General features: G+C 63.5%; 14 protein-coding genes. 9 read left to right on the forward strand and 5 right to left on the reverse strand.

Annotated elements, in window-relative coordinates; genetic code table 11:
- Nucleotides 1-81: 81 nt before the first annotated feature.
- Genes lptB through lptC form a run of 3 tightly spaced genes read right to left on the reverse strand, consistent with a single transcriptional unit; the run spans nucleotide 82 to nucleotide 2,152 of the window.
- Nucleotides 82-909 carry an LPS export ABC transporter ATP-binding protein gene (lptB, locus tag USDA257_RS00090; RefSeq protein ID WP_014760825.1) on the reverse strand — a complete coding sequence of 276 codons (828 nt, stop codon included), beginning with the start codon at nucleotides 907-909 and terminating at the stop codon, nucleotides 82-84.
- Entirely contained in the window at nucleotides 909-1,469 is a 561-nt protein-coding gene (locus USDA257_RS00095; RefSeq protein WP_014760826.1) for an LptA/OstA family protein, read from the reverse strand. Before USDA257_RS00095 ends, lptB begins: the two co-directional genes overlap by 1 nt.
- A 14-nt stretch (nucleotides 1,470-1,483) precedes the next feature.
- Nucleotides 1,484-2,152, reverse strand: coding sequence for an LPS export ABC transporter periplasmic protein LptC (gene lptC / locus USDA257_RS00100; RefSeq protein WP_041413686.1), 669 nt, complete (start codon nucleotides 2,150-2,152; stop codon nucleotides 1,484-1,486).
- A 259-nt stretch (nucleotides 2,153-2,411) separates the two neighbouring features.
- Here lptC and sppA point away from each other — a divergent pair, with 259 nt between their 5' ends.
- The 3 genes from sppA to USDA257_RS00115 all read left to right on the forward strand — a co-directional run bounded on the left by sppA (nucleotide 2,412) and on the right by USDA257_RS00115 (nucleotide 4,258).
- On the forward strand, nucleotides 2,412-3,371 hold the full coding sequence (gene sppA, locus USDA257_RS00105; RefSeq protein ID WP_014760828.1) for a signal peptide peptidase SppA: 960 nt from the start codon (nucleotides 2,412-2,414) through the stop codon (nucleotides 3,369-3,371).
- A 121-nt stretch (nucleotides 3,372-3,492) separates the two neighbouring features.
- Nucleotides 3,493-3,795, forward strand: coding sequence for an integration host factor subunit beta (locus tag USDA257_RS00110; protein WP_014760829.1), 303 nt, complete (start codon nucleotides 3,493-3,495; stop codon nucleotides 3,793-3,795).
- Nucleotides 3,796-3,916: 121 nt separating this feature from the next.
- Nucleotides 3,917-4,258, forward strand: coding sequence for a hypothetical protein (locus tag USDA257_RS00115; protein ID WP_014760830.1), 342 nt, complete (start codon nucleotides 3,917-3,919; stop codon nucleotides 4,256-4,258).
- A gap of 24 nt (nucleotides 4,259-4,282) precedes the next feature.
- On the opposite strand, the gene USDA257_RS00120 is transcribed toward USDA257_RS00115, so the two are convergent.
- Nucleotides 4,283-4,735, reverse strand: coding sequence for an SRPBCC family protein (locus USDA257_RS00120; RefSeq protein WP_014760831.1), 453 nt, complete (start codon nucleotides 4,733-4,735; stop codon nucleotides 4,283-4,285).
- 193 nt (nucleotides 4,736-4,928) lie between these two features.
- Between USDA257_RS00120 and USDA257_RS00125 the strand changes: the two genes are divergently transcribed.
- From USDA257_RS00125 to USDA257_RS00145, 5 genes are all read left to right on the forward strand, one after another.
- Nucleotides 4,929-6,053, forward strand: a complete 1,125-nt coding sequence (locus USDA257_RS00125) for a class I SAM-dependent rRNA methyltransferase (RefSeq protein WP_014760832.1) — start codon at nucleotides 4,929-4,931, stop codon at nucleotides 6,051-6,053.
- Nucleotides 6,050-6,907, forward strand: coding sequence for a TrmH family RNA methyltransferase (locus tag USDA257_RS00130; RefSeq protein WP_014760833.1), 858 nt, complete (start codon nucleotides 6,050-6,052; stop codon nucleotides 6,905-6,907). The genes USDA257_RS00125 and USDA257_RS00130 overlap by 4 nt, the downstream gene beginning before the upstream one ends.
- Nucleotides 6,907-7,407 carry a signal peptidase II gene (gene lspA, locus USDA257_RS00135; protein WP_014760834.1) on the forward strand — a complete coding sequence of 167 codons (501 nt, stop codon included), beginning with the start codon at nucleotides 6,907-6,909 and terminating at the stop codon, nucleotides 7,405-7,407. The genes USDA257_RS00130 and lspA overlap by 1 nt, the downstream gene beginning before the upstream one ends.
- A 47-nt stretch (nucleotides 7,408-7,454) precedes the next feature.
- Nucleotides 7,455-9,710, forward strand: coding sequence for a PAS domain-containing hybrid sensor histidine kinase/response regulator (locus USDA257_RS00140; protein WP_014760835.1), 2,256 nt, complete (start codon nucleotides 7,455-7,457; stop codon nucleotides 9,708-9,710).
- Between the two features lie 116 nt (nucleotides 9,711-9,826).
- The gene (locus USDA257_RS00145) at nucleotides 9,827-10,717 is read left to right on the forward strand and encodes a GNAT family N-acetyltransferase (RefSeq protein WP_014760836.1); all 891 of its coding nucleotides are present in this window, start codon (nucleotides 9,827-9,829) and stop codon (nucleotides 10,715-10,717) included.
- 498 nt (nucleotides 10,718-11,215) lie between these two features.
- Here USDA257_RS00145 and USDA257_RS00150 read toward each other — a convergent pair whose 3' ends face one another.
- Nucleotides 11,216-13,501: an NADP-dependent malic enzyme gene (locus USDA257_RS00150; protein ID WP_014760837.1), complete on the reverse strand. Its 2,286-nt coding sequence runs from the start codon at nucleotides 13,499-13,501 to the stop codon at nucleotides 11,216-11,218.
- 102 nt (nucleotides 13,502-13,603) lie between these two features.
- On the opposite strand from USDA257_RS00150, the gene mutS reads away from it, so the two are divergent.
- The gene (gene mutS, locus USDA257_RS00155) at nucleotides 13,604-16,351 is read left to right on the forward strand and encodes a DNA mismatch repair protein MutS (protein WP_014760838.1); all 2,748 of its coding nucleotides are present in this window, start codon (nucleotides 13,604-13,606) and stop codon (nucleotides 16,349-16,351) included.
- The last annotated feature ends 254 nt before the right edge of the window (nucleotides 16,352-16,605 follow it).

The raw sequence follows: 16,605 nt of genomic DNA on the forward strand, positions 1-16,605 counted from the left end.
ATTGGCCCAAAAATTGCTTATAAGTTAGATTTGGTCAAGCGCCGAGGCGTTGTATGCCGGCCAATTCGCCTGCACGCGTCGCTACAAGCTGAAATTATCGCCGAGATAGAGCCTGCGCACATCCGGATTGGTAACGATGTCGTTGGCACGCCCATGGGTCAGCACTTCGCCGGCATGGATGATGTAGGCCCGATCGATCAGTCCGAGCGTTTCGCGCACGTTGTGATCGGTGATCAGGACGCCGATGCCGCGCGAGGTCAGATGCCGGACCAGCGCCTGAATGTCGGCGACCGAGATCGGATCGACGCCCGCGAAAGGTTCGTCGAGCAACATGAAGGTCGGATCGGTCGCAAGTGCGCGGGCGATTTCAAGGCGCCGGCGTTCGCCGCCCGAAAGGGCGATGGCCGGCGCTTTGCGCAGATGCGTGATCGAAAATTCGCCAAGCAGGTCGTTGAGTTTGCTCTCGCGCCGATCGACGTTCTTGTCGTGGATTTCGAGCACCGCGCGGATGTTTTCCTCAACCGTCAGCCCACGGAAGATCGAGGCTTCCTGCGGCAGGTAGCCGACCCCGAGCCGCGCCCGGCGGTACATGGGCATGGTCGTGACGTCGTTGCCGTTGATCTCGATCGAACCCTCGTCGACCGGGACCAGCCCGGTGATCATGTAGAAACAGGTGGTCTTGCCGGCGCCGTTCGGGCCCAGCAGACCGACCGCCTCGCCGCGCCGCACGACGAGCGAGACGCCGTTGACGACCCGCCGCGAGCGGTAGGATTTTGTCAGACCGCGGGCGATCAGCGTGCCATCATAGCGCGCCTTGTCGACCGGCCGCGCAGCAACGGCTGCCGCCGACGGCTTCTTGACCCGTTTGCGTTTGGGAAAAAATGGAATCTGCACGTCCGAATCTTGCATCAATTCTGCTTGCGGGACTGCGGATCGAGCTGAATCTGCACGCGGCCGCCGCAGGCCTCGAGCTGGGCTTCGCCCGTATCCATTTGCACATTCAACTGGCAGCCGACGAAGACGTTCTTGCCCTCGGACAGGACGACCTTGTCGCCCTTGAGAACCAGAGTCTGTCGGGTCAGGTCGAAGGAGCCGGTGTCGGCGGTCGCCTGCTGCACACCGGAATTCAGGAAAACCTGTTTGCTGACCTCGATCCGGTCGATATCGGCATTACCGCCGGAGATCGTGCCGCCGCCGGTCTTGTAAAAAACGGTCATGCTGCCGGCCTGCAGCGTCGTCGTGCCCTGCACGACCTTCACGTTGCCGGTGAAGATCGCCTTGCTTTCCGGATCCTTGATCTCGAGCTTGTCGCTCTCGATCTGGATCGGCTTGTCGTTGGAAAGCTGCATGCCCTTCATGCGGCTTGATGTGGCCTGCGCCAAGGCGCCGGATGCAATCATCAAAGCGCCGATCCCGGCGGCAGCCAGGGTGGCAGATACCTTAAAAGAAACGGTAGAAGTGACCGACATGGGTGCACCAGGTCCTATTTGGCGTTCTTGCGGATGGCGCTGGGTTCGACATTGACCCGGACCATGCCTTCGAATGTTACAACACGTCCCTTATCTGTCATTCGCAGCGACTGCGCAATGATCGATCCGCCCTTCATGCTGATGGCAATCGGGCGTTTCGTTTCCATTTCGCCGGCGTCGATATCCAGATAAGCCGACTGGAAATCGGCATTGACGCCATTATTCATCGAAATAGTGAACGGGGCGTTCATGTCGAGTGTATTTCCGCCGCGATCGTAAATGCCGCTTGTTGCGTCCACCGTAGCGACCATCGTGTCGTTGACCGGCATTTCGGCATGGATCTGCTCGAGCGTGATGATATCCGGATTGGCGATGTCCTGCAGCGCACGCTGGGCCTTCATGGAATAGCTGATGTCCTGCCGGTTACGGCCGGAAATCGCCGGATTCTGCATGACGATCTTGCCGTTTTCGATCGTCGCGGTTTCGAGCTGCAAGTCTTCCGGCAGAAATGCGCGCACGAAGGAAACGACTGCAAAGATGAGAGCAATCACGCCGGCCGCGAGCGGCAAGACGACTTTCAGGCGCTTCACCCGCGCGGAGTGCCGCGCCGCCGATGCATAGGCATCCGCGGAGCTCGTGCCCGAATCGGAGAAGATATCGGGGAAGTGCGCTTGGTTCAGCATCAAGGGTCCGTCAGTTCCGTTGGGATCCTGCGATATCCGCAAGATCCGCATTTACATGCAATGGCGTAAGTAACGGCGAATATGGTTATTCTGCTATCGTCGGGCAATGGAGCGGCAAAAACTTTGAAAGGGCTGCGAAAAACGCGGATTTCGGCTTTCCTCGGCCGCCAGCCGCGCCTATCTAGCCTGCCACCGCGGGCGCAGATAGCATGTTCCTGAGGAAACTGACAGGACCCGCGCCAAAATTTGGGAGATGCCCATGGACGAACTCGCCATTGCCGATCGCCGCAGCCTGCGCAGGAAGCTGAGCTTCTGGCGCTGGACGGCAGCTGCCATTCTCGTCCTGGGCGGCTTCGCGCTCATCGCCTTCTCCGGCTGGACCGAGGTCAGCGAACGGGCCCGCGAGCACGTCGCGCGCGTTACCGTGTCCGGGCTTATCCAGGACGACCGCGAACTGGTCGAGAGACTGGAGAGGATCGCCGACAATAATTCCGCCAAGGCTCTGATCGTCACCATATCGTCGCCGGGCGGCACCACCTATGGTGGCGAAGTGCTCTACAAGGCGATCCGCAAGGTCGCAGCCAAAAAGCCGGTGGTCGCCGACGTCAGGACGCTCGCCGCCTCTGCCGGCTACCTGATCGCGCTCGCCGGCGATCGCATCGTCGCCGGCGAAACCTCCATCACCGGCTCCATCGGCGTCATCTTCCAGTATCCGCAGGTCAAGCAATTGATGGACAAGGTTGGTGTGTCGCTCGAGTCGATAAAGTCGCGGCCGCTGAAGGCCGAGCCATCGCCGTTCCACCCGCCGAGCCCGGAGGCGAGGGCGATGATCCAGACGATGATCGACGACAGCTACAACTGGTTCGTCGATCTCGTGGCCGAGCGGCGCAAGCTGCCGCGGCCGGAGGCGCTGGCGCTGGCCGATGGTCGCATCTTCACCGGGCGGCAGGCCCTCAAGGGCAAACTCGTCGACACGATCGGCGGAGACGACGAGATCAGGGCCTTCCTCGCCGAGCGCAAGGTGTCGAAGGACCTACCGGTGGTGGATTGGGAAGAACCGGGCGGCTCCTTTCCGTTCGGGCTTTCGACTGTCGTCTCCCATTGGCTCAAGCTGTTGGGATATGATGCTTTTCCGGCGATGAACGGGCTCGAAAAGATCGGCGGCGACAAGTTGTTTCTTGACGGTCTTGTTTCGGTTTGGCAGGTTGATGCTCAATAAGGAAGGCGCCATTAGGCTGCCCCTGAGGCGCGATGAGGCCCGCTCCGAGTTCGGTGTGTCCGGAGAGACCTTCCAAGCGTCACAAAGCAGACAGAAAAGCAAAAAATCCAAGGGGGCGAAAGTGATCAAATCAGAACTGGTGCAGATTGTGGCCGCGCGCAATCCGCACCTCTATCACCGTGATGTCGAAAATATCGTCAATGCGGTTCTCGATGAGATCACTGATGCACTCGCGGGCGGCAACCGGGTCGAACTGCGCGGCTTCGGTGCCTTCTCGGTGAAGAACCGGCCGTCGCGCTCGGGCCGCAACCCGCGCACCGGCGATTCCGTCTTCGTCGAGGAAAAATGGGTTCCCTTCTTCAAGACCGGCAAGGAGCTGCGCGAGCGGCTCAATCCCGGCATGAACGATAAGGATGAAGACTGAACGAGAGGCGCAGCGACCAGGGCGGCCCGCTTTCCGAAAACGGCACCGTCCCTTTCATTCCAATCTGCGCGCCGTGCCCGCCTGAGAGCATTCCGAGCCGGTGCCATAGCCGGAGCCGTGCATGTTCAAGAAAATCGTCAACATCGTCGTGCTCGTACCGCTGGCGGTGATCCTCATCGCCTTGAGCGTCGCCAACCGCCAGACTGTCACGCTGGCGCTCAATCCGTTCGATACGGCCGACAGCGTGCTTTCCGTATCGGCGCCCTTTTTTCTCTTCCTGTTTCTCGCGGTTACCGTCGGTCTGATCCTCGGAGCGGCCGCGGTCTGGCTCAGCCAGGGAAAATACCGCCGCCGCGCGCGCAACGAGGCCCACGAGGCGCTGAAATGGCATCGCGAGGCTGAAAAGCACCGCAGCGAGGCCGAAAGGCTGGCGCAGACGAACCTGCCGGCACCGCAGAACTGACGGGTGTCGGCGCAGGCTTCTGTTTCAATCCGCCGCTTCGCCGCTGACAGCGAGGTTCAAATTGGCGAAGAACTGCTGCGCGAGCTTCTTGGCCGTCGAATCGATCAGGCGAGAGCCAAGCTGAGCGAGCTTGCCGCCGACTTCGGCCTTGACATCGTAGCGCAGCACCGTTTCATCGCTTGCTTCGGTAAGCGTGACATCCGCACCACCCTTGGCGAAGCCGGCGATGCCGCCCTTTCCTTCACCCGATATCCTGTAGCTCTCGGGCGGGTTCAGGTTGGAGAGCATGACCGTGCCGTTGAATGTCGCCGAAACCGGGCCGATCTTGACCTTCACGACGGCAGTGAGTTCCGTCGGCGAGACCGCTTCGATCGCCTGGCATCCGGGGATGCATCGCTTCAGGATGTCGGGGTCGTTCAGGCATTGCCAAACCGCTTCGCGGCGTGCCGCGATCCGCTCCTCTCCAGTGATGTCCATAGAGCTTCCTCCCGTCTGGTGACGCCGCCGATCTTCGCAGACCGGAAACGGCTTTGCCAATAGCATCCACGATGCTATTGCACGCACTGAGCATGCCGCGCATCCATCCGGGCGCGCGGGCGCGGCGCATTCCGTCTGATTGTAGGCGAGAGCGGATGTGCCGGTGGTCGAGCGAAAATCCAAGGGTCAGCGCGTGAAGGAAAAAGATCGGCGATCGAAGAACGCCTCGGTCACGGCGGCAAGGGGACGCGGTGCGGAAGCGCGTGGCGGTCGTCACGAGCACGGGCATCTCCCGGCAAAGAGCGGCCCTCCGAAGGGCAAGGGCGGGCCGCCGCCGCAGAAATTGCAGCGGCCAGCTGCACAGGAGAGCGCGCCGGCGCGCGCCATAGAGCCGCGGACCGGCGAGAAGCCGGCCGAGACGGTGCCGCTCATCCTCGAAACGGTGCCGACCGCGGGCTATCATCTGATCGATAGCGGCGACGGCGAGAAGCTGGAACAATACGGCCCCTATCGCATCGTCCGGCCCGAGGCCCAGGCCCTGTGGCCGAAAGCATTGCCGACCGCCGTCTGGGAGAGGGCGGACGCGATCTTCACCGGCGATACCGACGAGGACGGCCTGGGCCGCTGGCGCTTTTCGAACGAGGCGCTGGGGGAAACCTGGCCGATGCAGCTTCTCGACACGGATTTTCTCGGCCGCTTCACGTCTTTCCGCCATGTCGGCGTCTTCCCGGAACAGCTTGCCCATTGGTCGTGGATGAAGGACCAGGTGGCGTCGGCCGGCCGGCCGCTGAAGGTGCTCAATCTTTTCGGCTATACCGGCGTCGCCTCGCTGATCGCCGCAAAGGCGGGCGCGGAGGTGACCCATGTCGACGCCTCGAAGAAGGCGATCGGCTGGGCGCGCGAGAACCAGACGATGGCGCGCGCCGAGAAGCTGCCGATCCGCTGGATCTGCGATGACGCTATGAAGTTCATCCAGCGCGAGGAACGACGCGGCAGCCGCTACGATATCATTCTGACCGACCCTCCCAAGTTCGGCCGCGGGCCGAACGGCGAGGTCTGGCAGCTCTTCGATCATCTGGCTGCGATGCTCGACATTTGCCGCGAAATCCTCTCGCCAGACGCCCGCGGCCTGGTGCTGACCGCCTATTCCATCCGCGCGAGCTTCTATTCGATCCACGAGCTCATGCGCGAAACGATGCGCGGCTGCGGCGGCCGGGTGGAATCGGGCGAGCTCATCATCCGCGAGGGCGGTCTCGACGGCAAGGCGCCGGGGCGGGCGCTTTCCACTTCCCTCTTCAGCCGCTGGGTACCCAAATGAACTCTGACAGAAGCGATCACGGCACGCCGCGCGTCGGCCAGGTGAAGGAGGTCACCAGCCTCACCAATCCAATCATCAAGGATATCCGCGCGCTCGCCCAGAAGAAGCATCGCGACGAGACGCGTTCCTTCATGGCCGAAGGGCTGAAGCTGGTCATCGATGCGCTCGATCTCGGCTGGAAGATCAAGACGCTCGTCTATGCCAAGGGGGCCAAGGGCAAGCCGCAGGTGGAGCAGGTCGCGGCGAAGACTGTGGCAAAGGGCGGGCTCGTCCTCGAGGTTAACGAGAAGGTGATCTCGACGATCACCCGCCGCGACAACCCGCAGATGGTGGTCGGCATCTTCGAGCAGCGCTACCAGCCGCTGAAGGATATCCGTCCCGGGGAGGACCAGACCTATGTGGCGCTCGACCGGGTGCGCGATCCGGGCAATCTCGGCACTATCATCCGCACGGCAGACGCCGCGGGGGCGTCGGGCATCATCCTGATTGGCGAGACCACCGATCCTTTCTCGCTCGAAACCGTGCGGGCGACGATGGGCTCCGTCTTCGCCATGCCGATCGTCCGGACCAGCGTCGAGGATTTCATCCGCTGGCAGAGTTCGGCGGGGGTCCAGGTGGTGGCGACGCATCTGGCGGGCTCCGTCGACTACCGCACCATTGACTACCGGTCGAAGCCGGTCGTCCTGCTGATGGGCAACGAGCAGGCCGGCCTGCCGGTCGAACTCGCCCGCGAAGCCGCCGCGCTGGCACGGATTCCCCAGGCTGGACGCGCCGACTCGCTCAATCTGGCGATTGCCACCGGCATCATGCTGTTCGAAGCGCGCCGCCACCTTCTGTCGACGGATGCCCGCTGATGAGCGAACGCAACACCCTGTTTTCCCGGCCGCTGCCGATCGCGCTCTTCATCCTCGTCGCGATCGTTGCCGACCAGGCCGTCAAATATCTGGTGGAAGCGTTCCTGCCCTTCCAGGAGGCGGTGCCGGTCGTCCCGATGCTGGCCCTCTACCGGACTTATAATTTCGGTGTCGCCTTCTCGATGCTCTCGGGAATGGAAGGCTGGTTCATCGTCGGCATCCGTCTGGCCGTGGTCGCCTTCGTGCTCTGGCTGTGGCGCCGCACGCCGAAGGACCGGTTTTTCGCCCATCTAGGCTATGCGATGATTATTGCCGGCGCGCTCGGCAACCTCGTCGACCGGCTGCTTTTCGGCTATGTCATCGACTACATCCTGTTTCACACCACCAGCTGGTCCTTTGCGGTCTTCAATCTTGCCGATAGCTTCATCACCGTCGGCGCCGGGGCGATCGTTCTCGACGAGCTTCTGCAGGCGAAAAGAACGCGGTCGCTAAAACTTTAGAAGTCCGTTGAAGCCATTCGGAAGGCTTGCGATGTCAGATTGAAGACATGAGCGAGCCTTCATCAGTCATGCCGCGGAAACAAGCCAGCTCGGGCGCAAGATCCGCAGCCGTCGACCTCGTGCCATCGGCGGTGGGCGCGGCGACTGTGCGCCGGTCGGCGATTGATCGCGAAACGTCCCTTGGCCGCATTCTCTTCGCTCTCGCCGGTCTCGTTGCGGCGGCGCTTCTCCTCGTCGTGGGCGCGCGCGCCGGTCTTCATCTGCTGCCGGCCCTTGCTGCCGTCGGCGCTCTCGCCGGCGCATTCCTGTTGCTCGCCGATGATAGTGCGGCGTCCGTCCGCGCCTCGGCGACGGGCGAGATTACAGGCAAAGCGGAGCGGCAATGTTCCGCAACGGCGAAGCTGCTTTCGACGATCCATGACGCGCTGGGGGACATCGCTCTCATCCGGGGGATGGACGGCCGGATCGTCCAGGCGAACGCCGTGTTCAGCCGACTCTGCGGTCATGCCGACGTGCGGGGTCTCACCTGCGCTTCGCTCGGCCTGAGTTTTGAGCCGCGGCCGGGTCCCGACCGTTTCATCGTCCGTTTCGCGACGCCGGCCGGCTTGCGCCTCTACGATTGGCACGAAGTCGTCATTCGCGAGCCGGCAACCGGTCGGCTGATGCGCCACAGCATCGCCCGGGACGTAACGGAAGAGGCGCAGTCGGCGCGCCGGGGGGAGGAGGCACGACTGCGCGCCGAAGAGGCGAGCCAGGCGAAATCGCGGCTGCTTGCGACGGTCACGCACGAGATCCGCACGCCGCTTTCCGGCATTCTCGGGATGAGCCATCTGCTCGCCCAGACGAAACTGTCGGCCGAGCAGCGGAACTATCTTGCCGATATGCAGCAGTCGGGCCACGCTTTGGTTCAACTTGTCGAAGACCTGATCGATTTCTCCTCGCTCTCGGCCGGCCGCTTCCAATTGCATCCGTCTGAGCAGGACCTGCGCCTCGTGATCGAGAACGTGGTGGAGATGCTTTCCCATCGCGCCCACGAGAAAGGCATCGAAATCGGCGCCGCGATCGATACGAATGTGCCGTCTCGCGTGGCGTTTGATGCCGCGCGTCTGCGGCAGGTGCTGTTCAACGTCATCGGCAATGCCGTGAAATTCACCGAAGCCGGCGGCGTGCTCGTCACGGCCGACTTCGGCGAAGGACGGGTCCGCATCCGCGTCGATGACAGCGGCCCCGGCATGGCGGCCGACGAACTGGCGCGCGTCTTTGAGGAGTTCGAGCAGGCCGGTGACGACGCCCAGCGCTCCAAGGGAACGGGTCTTGGACTGGCGATATCCCGTCGGATCGTGGAGGCTTTCGGCGGCTGCCTGACCGCGTCAAGCGTTACGGGAGAGGGAAGCCGCTTCGAAGTCCGCTTTCCTGTCGAAGCGGTTGATGCAGCGGCACAGCTCCGCCGGGGCGTTCTCGCCGAGGCGCATGTGCTCCTGCTCGCTCCCGACGGCCCCGCTTCGGCGGCGCTTGCTGCGACCGTAGAGACGCTCGGCGGCCGATGCCGTCGCGCGCCGACTCTGGCGGCGGCGCGCGGCGTCGTGGCCCAGGTGCTCGCCGGTCACTTGCCGCTGACGGATATCATCGTCGATCACCGCCATGCGGCACAATTCCGCGAACTCCTGTCCCGGGAGCCGGGACTCGAACGACTCCGATTGCGCAAGACCTGCCTGATCAGTCCCGAAGAGCGCACCAGCCATCCGGTAAACCGGATGGGCGGGTACGAAGCCTGGCTGATCCGCCCCTTGCGGGAGAAATCGCTGGTGGAAGTGCTGCTCGGCCGGCTGACGGGCATCGAAAAACGTGACGGGATCAACGACAACAGACCGATCCTCAGGGCAGAGCCGCGGAAGGCCGCGGCGGTCTCGCAGGATGGCCGCCGGGTGCTGCTCGCCGAGGACGACCCGGTGAACGCCCTGGTCCTGCGGAAGATGCTGGAGAGAGCCGGGCACACCGTAGACCACATCGGCGACTTCGCCGCGCTCGAAACCGCCCTGCAAGGCAAGGAGGCGCCGGGACTGATCGTAACGGACTTCAATATGCCGGGCGGTGACGGGCTCGCCCTGCTTCGGCGCCTCCGCGGGAGGGAAGCGCCCGGGAGCTGGAGCCGGGTGCCGGTGGTCGTTCTGACGTCGGACATGCGCAGCGATCTTCATCATCTGCTGCTTGCAGCCGGTGCGGACGCCGTACACACAAAGCCGGCCGAACCGGCGCGGTTCCTCGCCGAAGTCGCTCGGCTGCTCGAAACCGGGCAACCGTAGCCTCGGTTCTCCGACATTGTCGCGGATCGGGGTTGCCTCGCGTCCGCGTGTCACTATGTTGTTGCAGAAACGTGGTTTAAGCCCGGGCAGACAGTGACGACTCGGGATGACACGGCATGACGATCGACCTTCTGGATTCGACGAGCGTGGTTGACACCTCACGGGCTTGCGTCCGCAAGACGATTGCCGCACCGGCAACCGATGTTCTCGGCCGCATCGCCAATCTCGAAACCCGGCTTGCCCGTTCCGCGGCCGAGATCGACGCGGCGCAGGCCGTGCGTTACCGGGTCTTCGTCGAGGAGATGAAGGCGCAGGTGGCGCCGGAAGCCGAACGGCGCAAGCGCGACGTCGATGGCTGGGACGCGATTTGCGACCATCTGCTGGTCCTAGACACGTCCATCGAAGGCGATCCGGAGGAGCAGATCGTCGGCACCTATCGCCTGCTGCGCCAGGAGGTTGCCGCGCGGGCGGGTGGCTTCTACTCGGCTTCCGAGTTTGCGATTGGCAATCTTCTCGCCCGCCACCCGGGCAAGCGCTTCATGGAACTCGGCCGCTCCTGCGTGCTGCCGGAATACCGGACCAAGCGCACGGTGGAACTGCTCTGGCAGGGCAACTGGGCCTATGCGCTGAAACATGGCATCGATGCCATGTTCGGCTGCGGCTCCTTTCCGGGGGTCGTTCCCGAGGAGCACGCGCTGGCGCTTTCCTTCCTGCACCACAATGTCCTGGCCAGAGACGAATGGACGGTCGCCGCCCGGCCGGAACTCTTTCGCACGATGGACCTGATGCCATCCGAAGCGATCAATCCGAAGAAGGCGCTTGCGGCCCTGCCGCCCCTCATCAAGGGCTATATGCGTCTCGGTGCCATGGTCGGAGAAGGTGCCGTGGTCGATCATGCCTTCCGCACGACGGACGTGCTGATCGTTCTGCCGATCAGCAATATATCCGGCCGCTATCTCAACTACTACGGTGCCGACGCCGGACGCTTTTCTTCGTCAGTTTCCTGATCCCTCTTCCACAGCGCCGTGCCATCAGATGCACAAAGGTCGCTGTAGCACTTTGAATTGCTGCACGTTTTTATCCTTAAATCGGCTAGGATTTGAGGAAACATGCAGCAGGCCGACCAGCAGTGCCGATCCGGCCCGGCGAAGCCATGCCTTTTTTAGGCACGGTTCAAGTATTAACCAATTATTAAGTATATGTTTGACTTCTAAGTTAGAAGCATTGAATTTTATCGTCGTGGTTGGATCTCAGTTTCATCACGAAGCAGTGTAGAAAACAAAGGGGATGATCGTCGATGCGGCTGGAGGGAGCCTCGATCGCGGTAAGTTCCTGCCATTTTGTATGACGTAAGGTGTAGGTCGGCCGCATTATATTGAGCCCACTTCCTTTCCCAAGAAGTGGGCTCTTGTTTTATTTGGAGACTTTGTACCGTTACCGGACAGATTTGCTAATGCGTTCTGTCGCGATGAGGCGGGCCGCGCCAGAATGGCACGTGCAGCGGCTTATGTCCCGGCATTATAGGCGGCGATCGCGGCCAAGTTGACGATGTCGGAGTCCTTGGCCGACATCGAGGCGATCTGCACCGATTTGTCGAGGCCGACGAGCAGCGGGCCGATGACCGTCGAGCCGCCCAGCTCCTGGAGCATTTTGGTAGAGATGGAGGCCGAGTGGAAGGCAGGCATCACCAGCACGTTGGCGGTGCCCGAAAGCCGGCAGAACGGATATTGCTCCATCACCCGGTGATTGAGCGCCACGTCGGCGGCCATCTCGCCGTCATATTCGAAATCGACGCGGCGCCGGTCGAGGATCTTCACGGCCTCGCGCACCCGCTCGGAACGCTCGCCCGACGGATGGCCGAAAGTCGAGTAAGCAAGCATGGCGACGCGCGGCACGTAGCCGAGCCGCTTGGCAAGGCCGGCTGCCTCCTCGGCGATGTCGGCGAGTTCCTCGGCCGAGGGCATGTCGTGCACCGCGGTGTCGGCGACGAGCACGGTGCGGCCCCGGCACAGGGCTATCGATACGCCAATCACCCGGTGGCCGGGCTTCGCGTCGATGCAGCGGCGGACGTCCTCGAGCGCCGTCGAGTAATTGCGCGTGAGGCCGGTCACCATGCCGTCGGCATCGCCGAGCGCGACCATCGAGGCGGCGAAGTGATTACGGTCGTTGTTGATCAGCCGCTGTACGTCGCGGAAGAGATAACCCTTGCGCTGCAGCCGGGCATAAAGGAAGTCGGTATAGGCGCCGACGCGTTTCGACAGGCGCGCGTTGACGATCTGGATGCCGGGCCGATCGAGGTCGATGCCTTCCCGCTCGGCGGTTTCGCGCATCTGTTCCTCGCGCCCGAGCAGGATGGCCGTGCCGAGCTGCTGGTTCGCATAGGCAATGGCCGAGCGCATCATCTGCACTTCCTCGCCCTCGGCAAAGACGATGCGCTTCGGCTGGCGGCGGACGCGCTCGTAGATGCGCTGCAGCGTCGACGCGATCGGATCGCGCCGGGCGGAAAGCTGCTGCCCATAGGCATTGAGATCCGTGATCGGCTTGCGCGCAACGTCGGTTTCCATGGCCGCCTTGGCGACCGCCATCGGGATCGCCGAGATCAGGCGCGGATCGAAGGGCACCGGAATGATGTATTGCGGTCCGAAGCGCGGCCGGTTGCCCTGATAGGCGGCGGCGACGTCGTCCGGAACGTCTTCCTTGGCGAGGCTGGCAAGCGCTTCCGCCGCTGCGATCTTCATCGCGTCGTTGATCGTCGAGGCGCGCACATCGAGGGCGCCGCGGAAGATATAGGGGAAGCCGAGAACATTGTTGACCTGGTTCGGATAGTCGGAGCGGCCAGTCGCGACGATCGCATCGTCGCGGATCTGGGCGACTTCCTCGGGGGTGATTTCCGGGTCCGGGTTGGCCATGGCGAAGATGATCGGCCTCGGCGCCAGGGAGCGCACCATGTCGGGCGACAACGCGCCCTTTGCCGAGAGACCGAAGAACACGTCGGCGCCCTCGACCGCCTCGGCCAGTGTTCGGCGGTCGGTCTTGACCGCATGCGCCGACTTCCACTGGTTCATGCCCTCGGTGCGGCCCTGGTAGATCACCCCCTTGGTGTCGCAGAGGATGATGTTCTCCGGGTTGAAGCCCATCGCCTTGATGAGCTCGATGCAGGCGATGGCGGCAGCACCCGCGCCGTTGCAGACGAGCTTGGTGGTCTTGAAGTCGCGGCCGGTCAGCGCCAGCGCATTGATGAGCCCGGCAGCGGCGATGATCGCCGTACCGTGCTGGTCGTCATGGAACACCGGGATGTCCATGACCTCGCGCAGCCGCTGCTCGATGATGAAGCAGTCCGGTGCCCTGATGTCCTCGAGATTGATGCCGCCGAAGGTGGGGCCGAGGAAGCGGACGCAGTTGATGAATTCGTCGACATTCTCGGTGTCGACTTCGAGGTCGATCGAATCGACGTCGGCAAAGCGCTTGAAGAGCACGGATTTGCCCTCCATCACCGGCTTCGAGGCAAGCGCCCCGAGATTGCCGAGGCCAAGGATCGCCGTTCCGTTCGAAATCACCGCCACCATGTTGCCGCGTGCCGTGTAGTCGTAGGCCGTCGCCGGATCCTCGGCGATTGCCTTGACGGGCACGGCGACGCCTGGCGAGTAGGCGAGCGACAGGTCGCGTTGCGTCGCCATCGGCTTGGTGGGCGAGATCTCCAGCTTTCCGGGACGACCTTGGGAGTGGAAGTCGAGCGCCTCCTGGGCGGTGACGCTCGTCATCGTGCGGTCGGACTTGTCGGTAGCCGGCATGTTTCCTCAACCTCCTGTGGGCGACCGTTCCGGTCTGCCGCTTTGTTGTTGTCGTCTATAAATGCTTGCGGATAGTGTGACATCTCTTTTTTTGGAACAATCATGAATTTCATGAGTGACGCATCGAGCCGCACGGGCGACGTCCTTTCCGTGTCCGAACTCGCGAGCGAGGAGAGCCGCTCCACTGCCACGCCGATGATGGAGCAGTTCATCGAGATCAAGGCGAACAATCCGGATTCGCTGCTGTTTTACCGCATGGGCGATTTCTACGAGCTGTTCTTCAAGGATGCGGTGGAGGCCTCCCGCGCGCTCGGCATCACCCTCACCAAGCGCGGCCAGCATCTCGGCCAGGATATCCCGATGTGCGGCGTGCCGGTCCATGCCGCCGACGACTATCTGCAGAAGCTGATCGCGCTCGGCTTCCGGGTCGCCGTCTGCGAGCAGGTGGAGGATCCCGCCGAGGCCAAGAAGCGTGGCAGCAAATCCGTCGTGCGCCGAGACGTCGTGCGGCTGGTGACACCCGGAACGATCACCGAGGACAAGCTGCTGTCGCCCTCGGAATCCAACTATCTGATGGCGCTTGCCCGCATCCGGAGCGGCTCGGAGCCCGCCTATGCGCTTGCCTGGATCGACATCTCGACCGGCATCTTCCGTCTCGCCGAGACGGGCGAGAGCCGCCTGCTGGCCGACATCCTGCGCGTCGAGCCGCGCGAGCTGATCCTGCCGGATACCGTCTTCCACGATCCGGAACTGCGCCCGGTGTTCGACGTGCTCGGCCGCGTGGCGGTACCGCAGCCCGCCGTCCTCTTCGACAGCGCGACCGCCGAGGGCCGGATCGCCCGTTACTACGGCGTCAAGACCCTCGATGGCTTCGGTACTTTCTCGCGCGCCGAACTTGCGGCCGCCTCGGCGGCGATCTCCTATGTCGAGAAGACGCAACTCGCCGAGCGTCCGCCGCTTGGTATTCCCGAGCGGGAGAGCGCCGCCTCGACCCTCTTCATCGACCCGGCAACCCGCGCCAATCTCGAACTCGTCAAGACGCTGTCCGGCGCCCGTGACGGCAGCCTGCTCAGAGCCCTCGACCGGACCGTCACCAGCGGCGGCGCGCGTCTCGTCGCCGAGCGGCTGATGTCGCCGCTGACCGACCCGGAGCGGATCAACCGGCGGCTCGATTCGATCGAGGTCCTGCTCGACCAGCCAAGCTTCGCCATGGATGTCCGCGACACCTTGCGGCGCGCGCCGGACATGCCGCGCGCCCTGTCCAGGCTCGCACTCGGCCGCGGCGGGCCGCGGGACCTCGGCGCCATCCAGGCCGGGCTCCGGGCGGCGGCGGCGACCTCGACGCTGCTTTCGGGCGCTCGGTTATCGGCGGAGCTTGCCGAGGCGCAGGCCGCGATCGCCGCGCTGCCGGCATCCCTGTTGGCACGTCTCGATTCGACGCTTGCCGAAGACCTGCCGCTCCTGAAGCGCGACGGCGGCTTCCTTCGCGAAGCGGCGAGCGGCGAGCTCGACGAGGTTCGGGCGCTGCGCGACCAGTCGCGCCGCGTCATCGCCGGACTGCAGCTTCAATATTGCGAAGAGACCGGCATCAAGTCGCTGAAGATCAAGCACAACAATGTGCTCGGCTATTTTATCGAAGTCACCGCCGGCAATGCCGGGGCGATGACCGACACGGATGCCGGGCGCGCCCGCTTCATCCATCGCCAGACCATGGCGAGCGCCATGCGCTTCACCACAACGGAACTCGCCGAGCTCGAAACGAAGATCGCCAATGCCGCCGACCGTGCGCTGGCGATCGAGCTCGAGGCGTTCGAGGCGATGACGCGCGAGGTCGTCGCCCATGCCGAGGCGATCAAGGCGGCGGCGCTGGCGCTCGCGACTCTCGACGTCTCGGCGGGACTTGCCGTCCTGGCGGAAGAGCAGAACTATGCGCGGCCCGTCGTCGATCACTCGCGGAAGTTCTTGATCGACGGCGGACGCCACCCGGTCGTCGAGCAGGCGCTGAGGCGCCAGGCGGGCAATCCTTTCGTCGCCAATGGCTGCGACCTGTCGCCAACGGACGGTCCTGAGGCCGGCGCCATATGGCTGCTCACCGGCCCGAACATGGGCGGCAAGTCGACCTTCCTGCGCCAGAACGCGCTGATCGCCATCATGGCGCAGATGGGTTCCTTCGTGCCCGCCAACGCCGCCCATATCGGTATCGTCGACCGGCTCTTCTCGCGCGTCGGCGCCTCGGACGACCTCGCCCGCGGCCGTTCTACCTTCATGGTCGAAATGGTCGAGACGGCGGCGATCCTCAATCAGGCAAGCGACCGATCGCTGGTGATCCTCGACGAGATCGGCCGCGGCACCGCGACCTTCGACGGTCTGTCGATCGCCTGGGCGGCGGTCGAGCATCTGCACGAGGTCAATCGCTGCCGAGGTCTCTTCGCCACCCATTTTCACGAATTGACCGTGCTTTCCGAGAAGCTCGGACGCCTGTCGAACGCCACCATGCGGGTCAAGGAGTGGGACGGCGACGTGATCTTCCTGCACGAGGTCGGCCCTGGCGCTGCCGACCGTTCCTATGGCATCCAGGTCGCCCGGCTTGCCGGCTTGCCCGCGTCGGTCGTCGCGCGGGCGAGGGACGTGCTTGCCAAGCTCGAAGATGCCGACCGCAAGAACCCGGCAAGCCAGCTCATCGACGACCTGCCGCTCTTCCAGGTCGCGGTTCGGCGTGAGGAAGCGGCAAGGGTTTCCGGCCCCTCCAAGGTCGAAGAGGCGCTGAGGGCGATCAATCCCGACGACATGACGCCGCGCGAGGCGCTCGATGCGCTCTACACCTTAAAAAAGGACCTCGCCGGCCGCTGACTTGGCGCGCGCCTCGTGTCTTGTAATGCACCGTTTTTCCCTGTCAATCGACAGGCAAAAAGGCTATACAGCGCCGCGTGCCTTTTCATGGGGGCACGCGGTAGTGCTTGAAATGCTGCATGATTCCGGCCCTACAGCGCCGCACGTCTGTCTGACGCGCAAAGATCGCTGTAGCACTTCGAATGTTGCATGTTTTCATCCTTAAATCGGCTACGATTTAAGGAAACATGCGGTAGACAGAAGCCGATCCGAAT

It is taken from the genome of Sinorhizobium fredii USDA 257 (genome assembly GCF_000265205.3).
In the GTDB taxonomy this organism is placed as follows: domain Bacteria; phylum Pseudomonadota; class Alphaproteobacteria; order Rhizobiales; family Rhizobiaceae; genus Sinorhizobium; species Sinorhizobium fredii_B.

What these genes read in the sequence shown, in the direction of transcription:
- lptB (WP_014760825.1), bottom strand. Translation starts at nt 909, where the DNA reads ATGCAAGATTCGGACGTGCAGATTCCATTTTTTCCCAAACGCAAACGG.
- USDA257_RS00095 (WP_014760826.1), bottom strand. Translation starts at nt 1,469, where the DNA reads ATGTCGGTCACTTCTACCGTTTCTTTTAAGGTATCTGCCACCCTGGCT.
- lptC (WP_041413686.1), bottom strand. Translation starts at nt 2,152, where the DNA reads ATGCTGAACCAAGCGCACTTCCCCGATATCTTCTCCGATTCGGGCACG.
- sppA (WP_014760828.1), top strand. Translation starts at nt 2,412, where the DNA reads ATGGACGAACTCGCCATTGCCGATCGCCGCAGCCTGCGCAGGAAGCTG.
- USDA257_RS00115 (WP_014760830.1), top strand. Translation starts at nt 3,917, where the DNA reads ATGTTCAAGAAAATCGTCAACATCGTCGTGCTCGTACCGCTGGCGGTG.
- USDA257_RS00120 (WP_014760831.1), bottom strand. Translation starts at nt 4,735, where the DNA reads ATGGACATCACTGGAGAGGAGCGGATCGCGGCACGCCGCGAAGCGGTT.
- USDA257_RS00130 (WP_014760833.1), top strand. Translation starts at nt 6,050, where the DNA reads ATGAACTCTGACAGAAGCGATCACGGCACGCCGCGCGTCGGCCAGGTG.
- lspA (WP_014760834.1), top strand. Translation starts at nt 6,907, where the DNA reads ATGAGCGAACGCAACACCCTGTTTTCCCGGCCGCTGCCGATCGCGCTC.
- USDA257_RS00140 (WP_014760835.1), top strand. Translation starts at nt 7,455, where the DNA reads ATGAGCGAGCCTTCATCAGTCATGCCGCGGAAACAAGCCAGCTCGGGC.
- USDA257_RS00145 (WP_014760836.1), top strand. Translation starts at nt 9,827, where the DNA reads ATGACGATCGACCTTCTGGATTCGACGAGCGTGGTTGACACCTCACGG.
- USDA257_RS00150 (WP_014760837.1), bottom strand. Translation starts at nt 13,501, where the DNA reads ATGCCGGCTACCGACAAGTCCGACCGCACGATGACGAGCGTCACCGCC.
- mutS (WP_014760838.1), top strand. Translation starts at nt 13,604, where the DNA reads ATGAATTTCATGAGTGACGCATCGAGCCGCACGGGCGACGTCCTTTCC.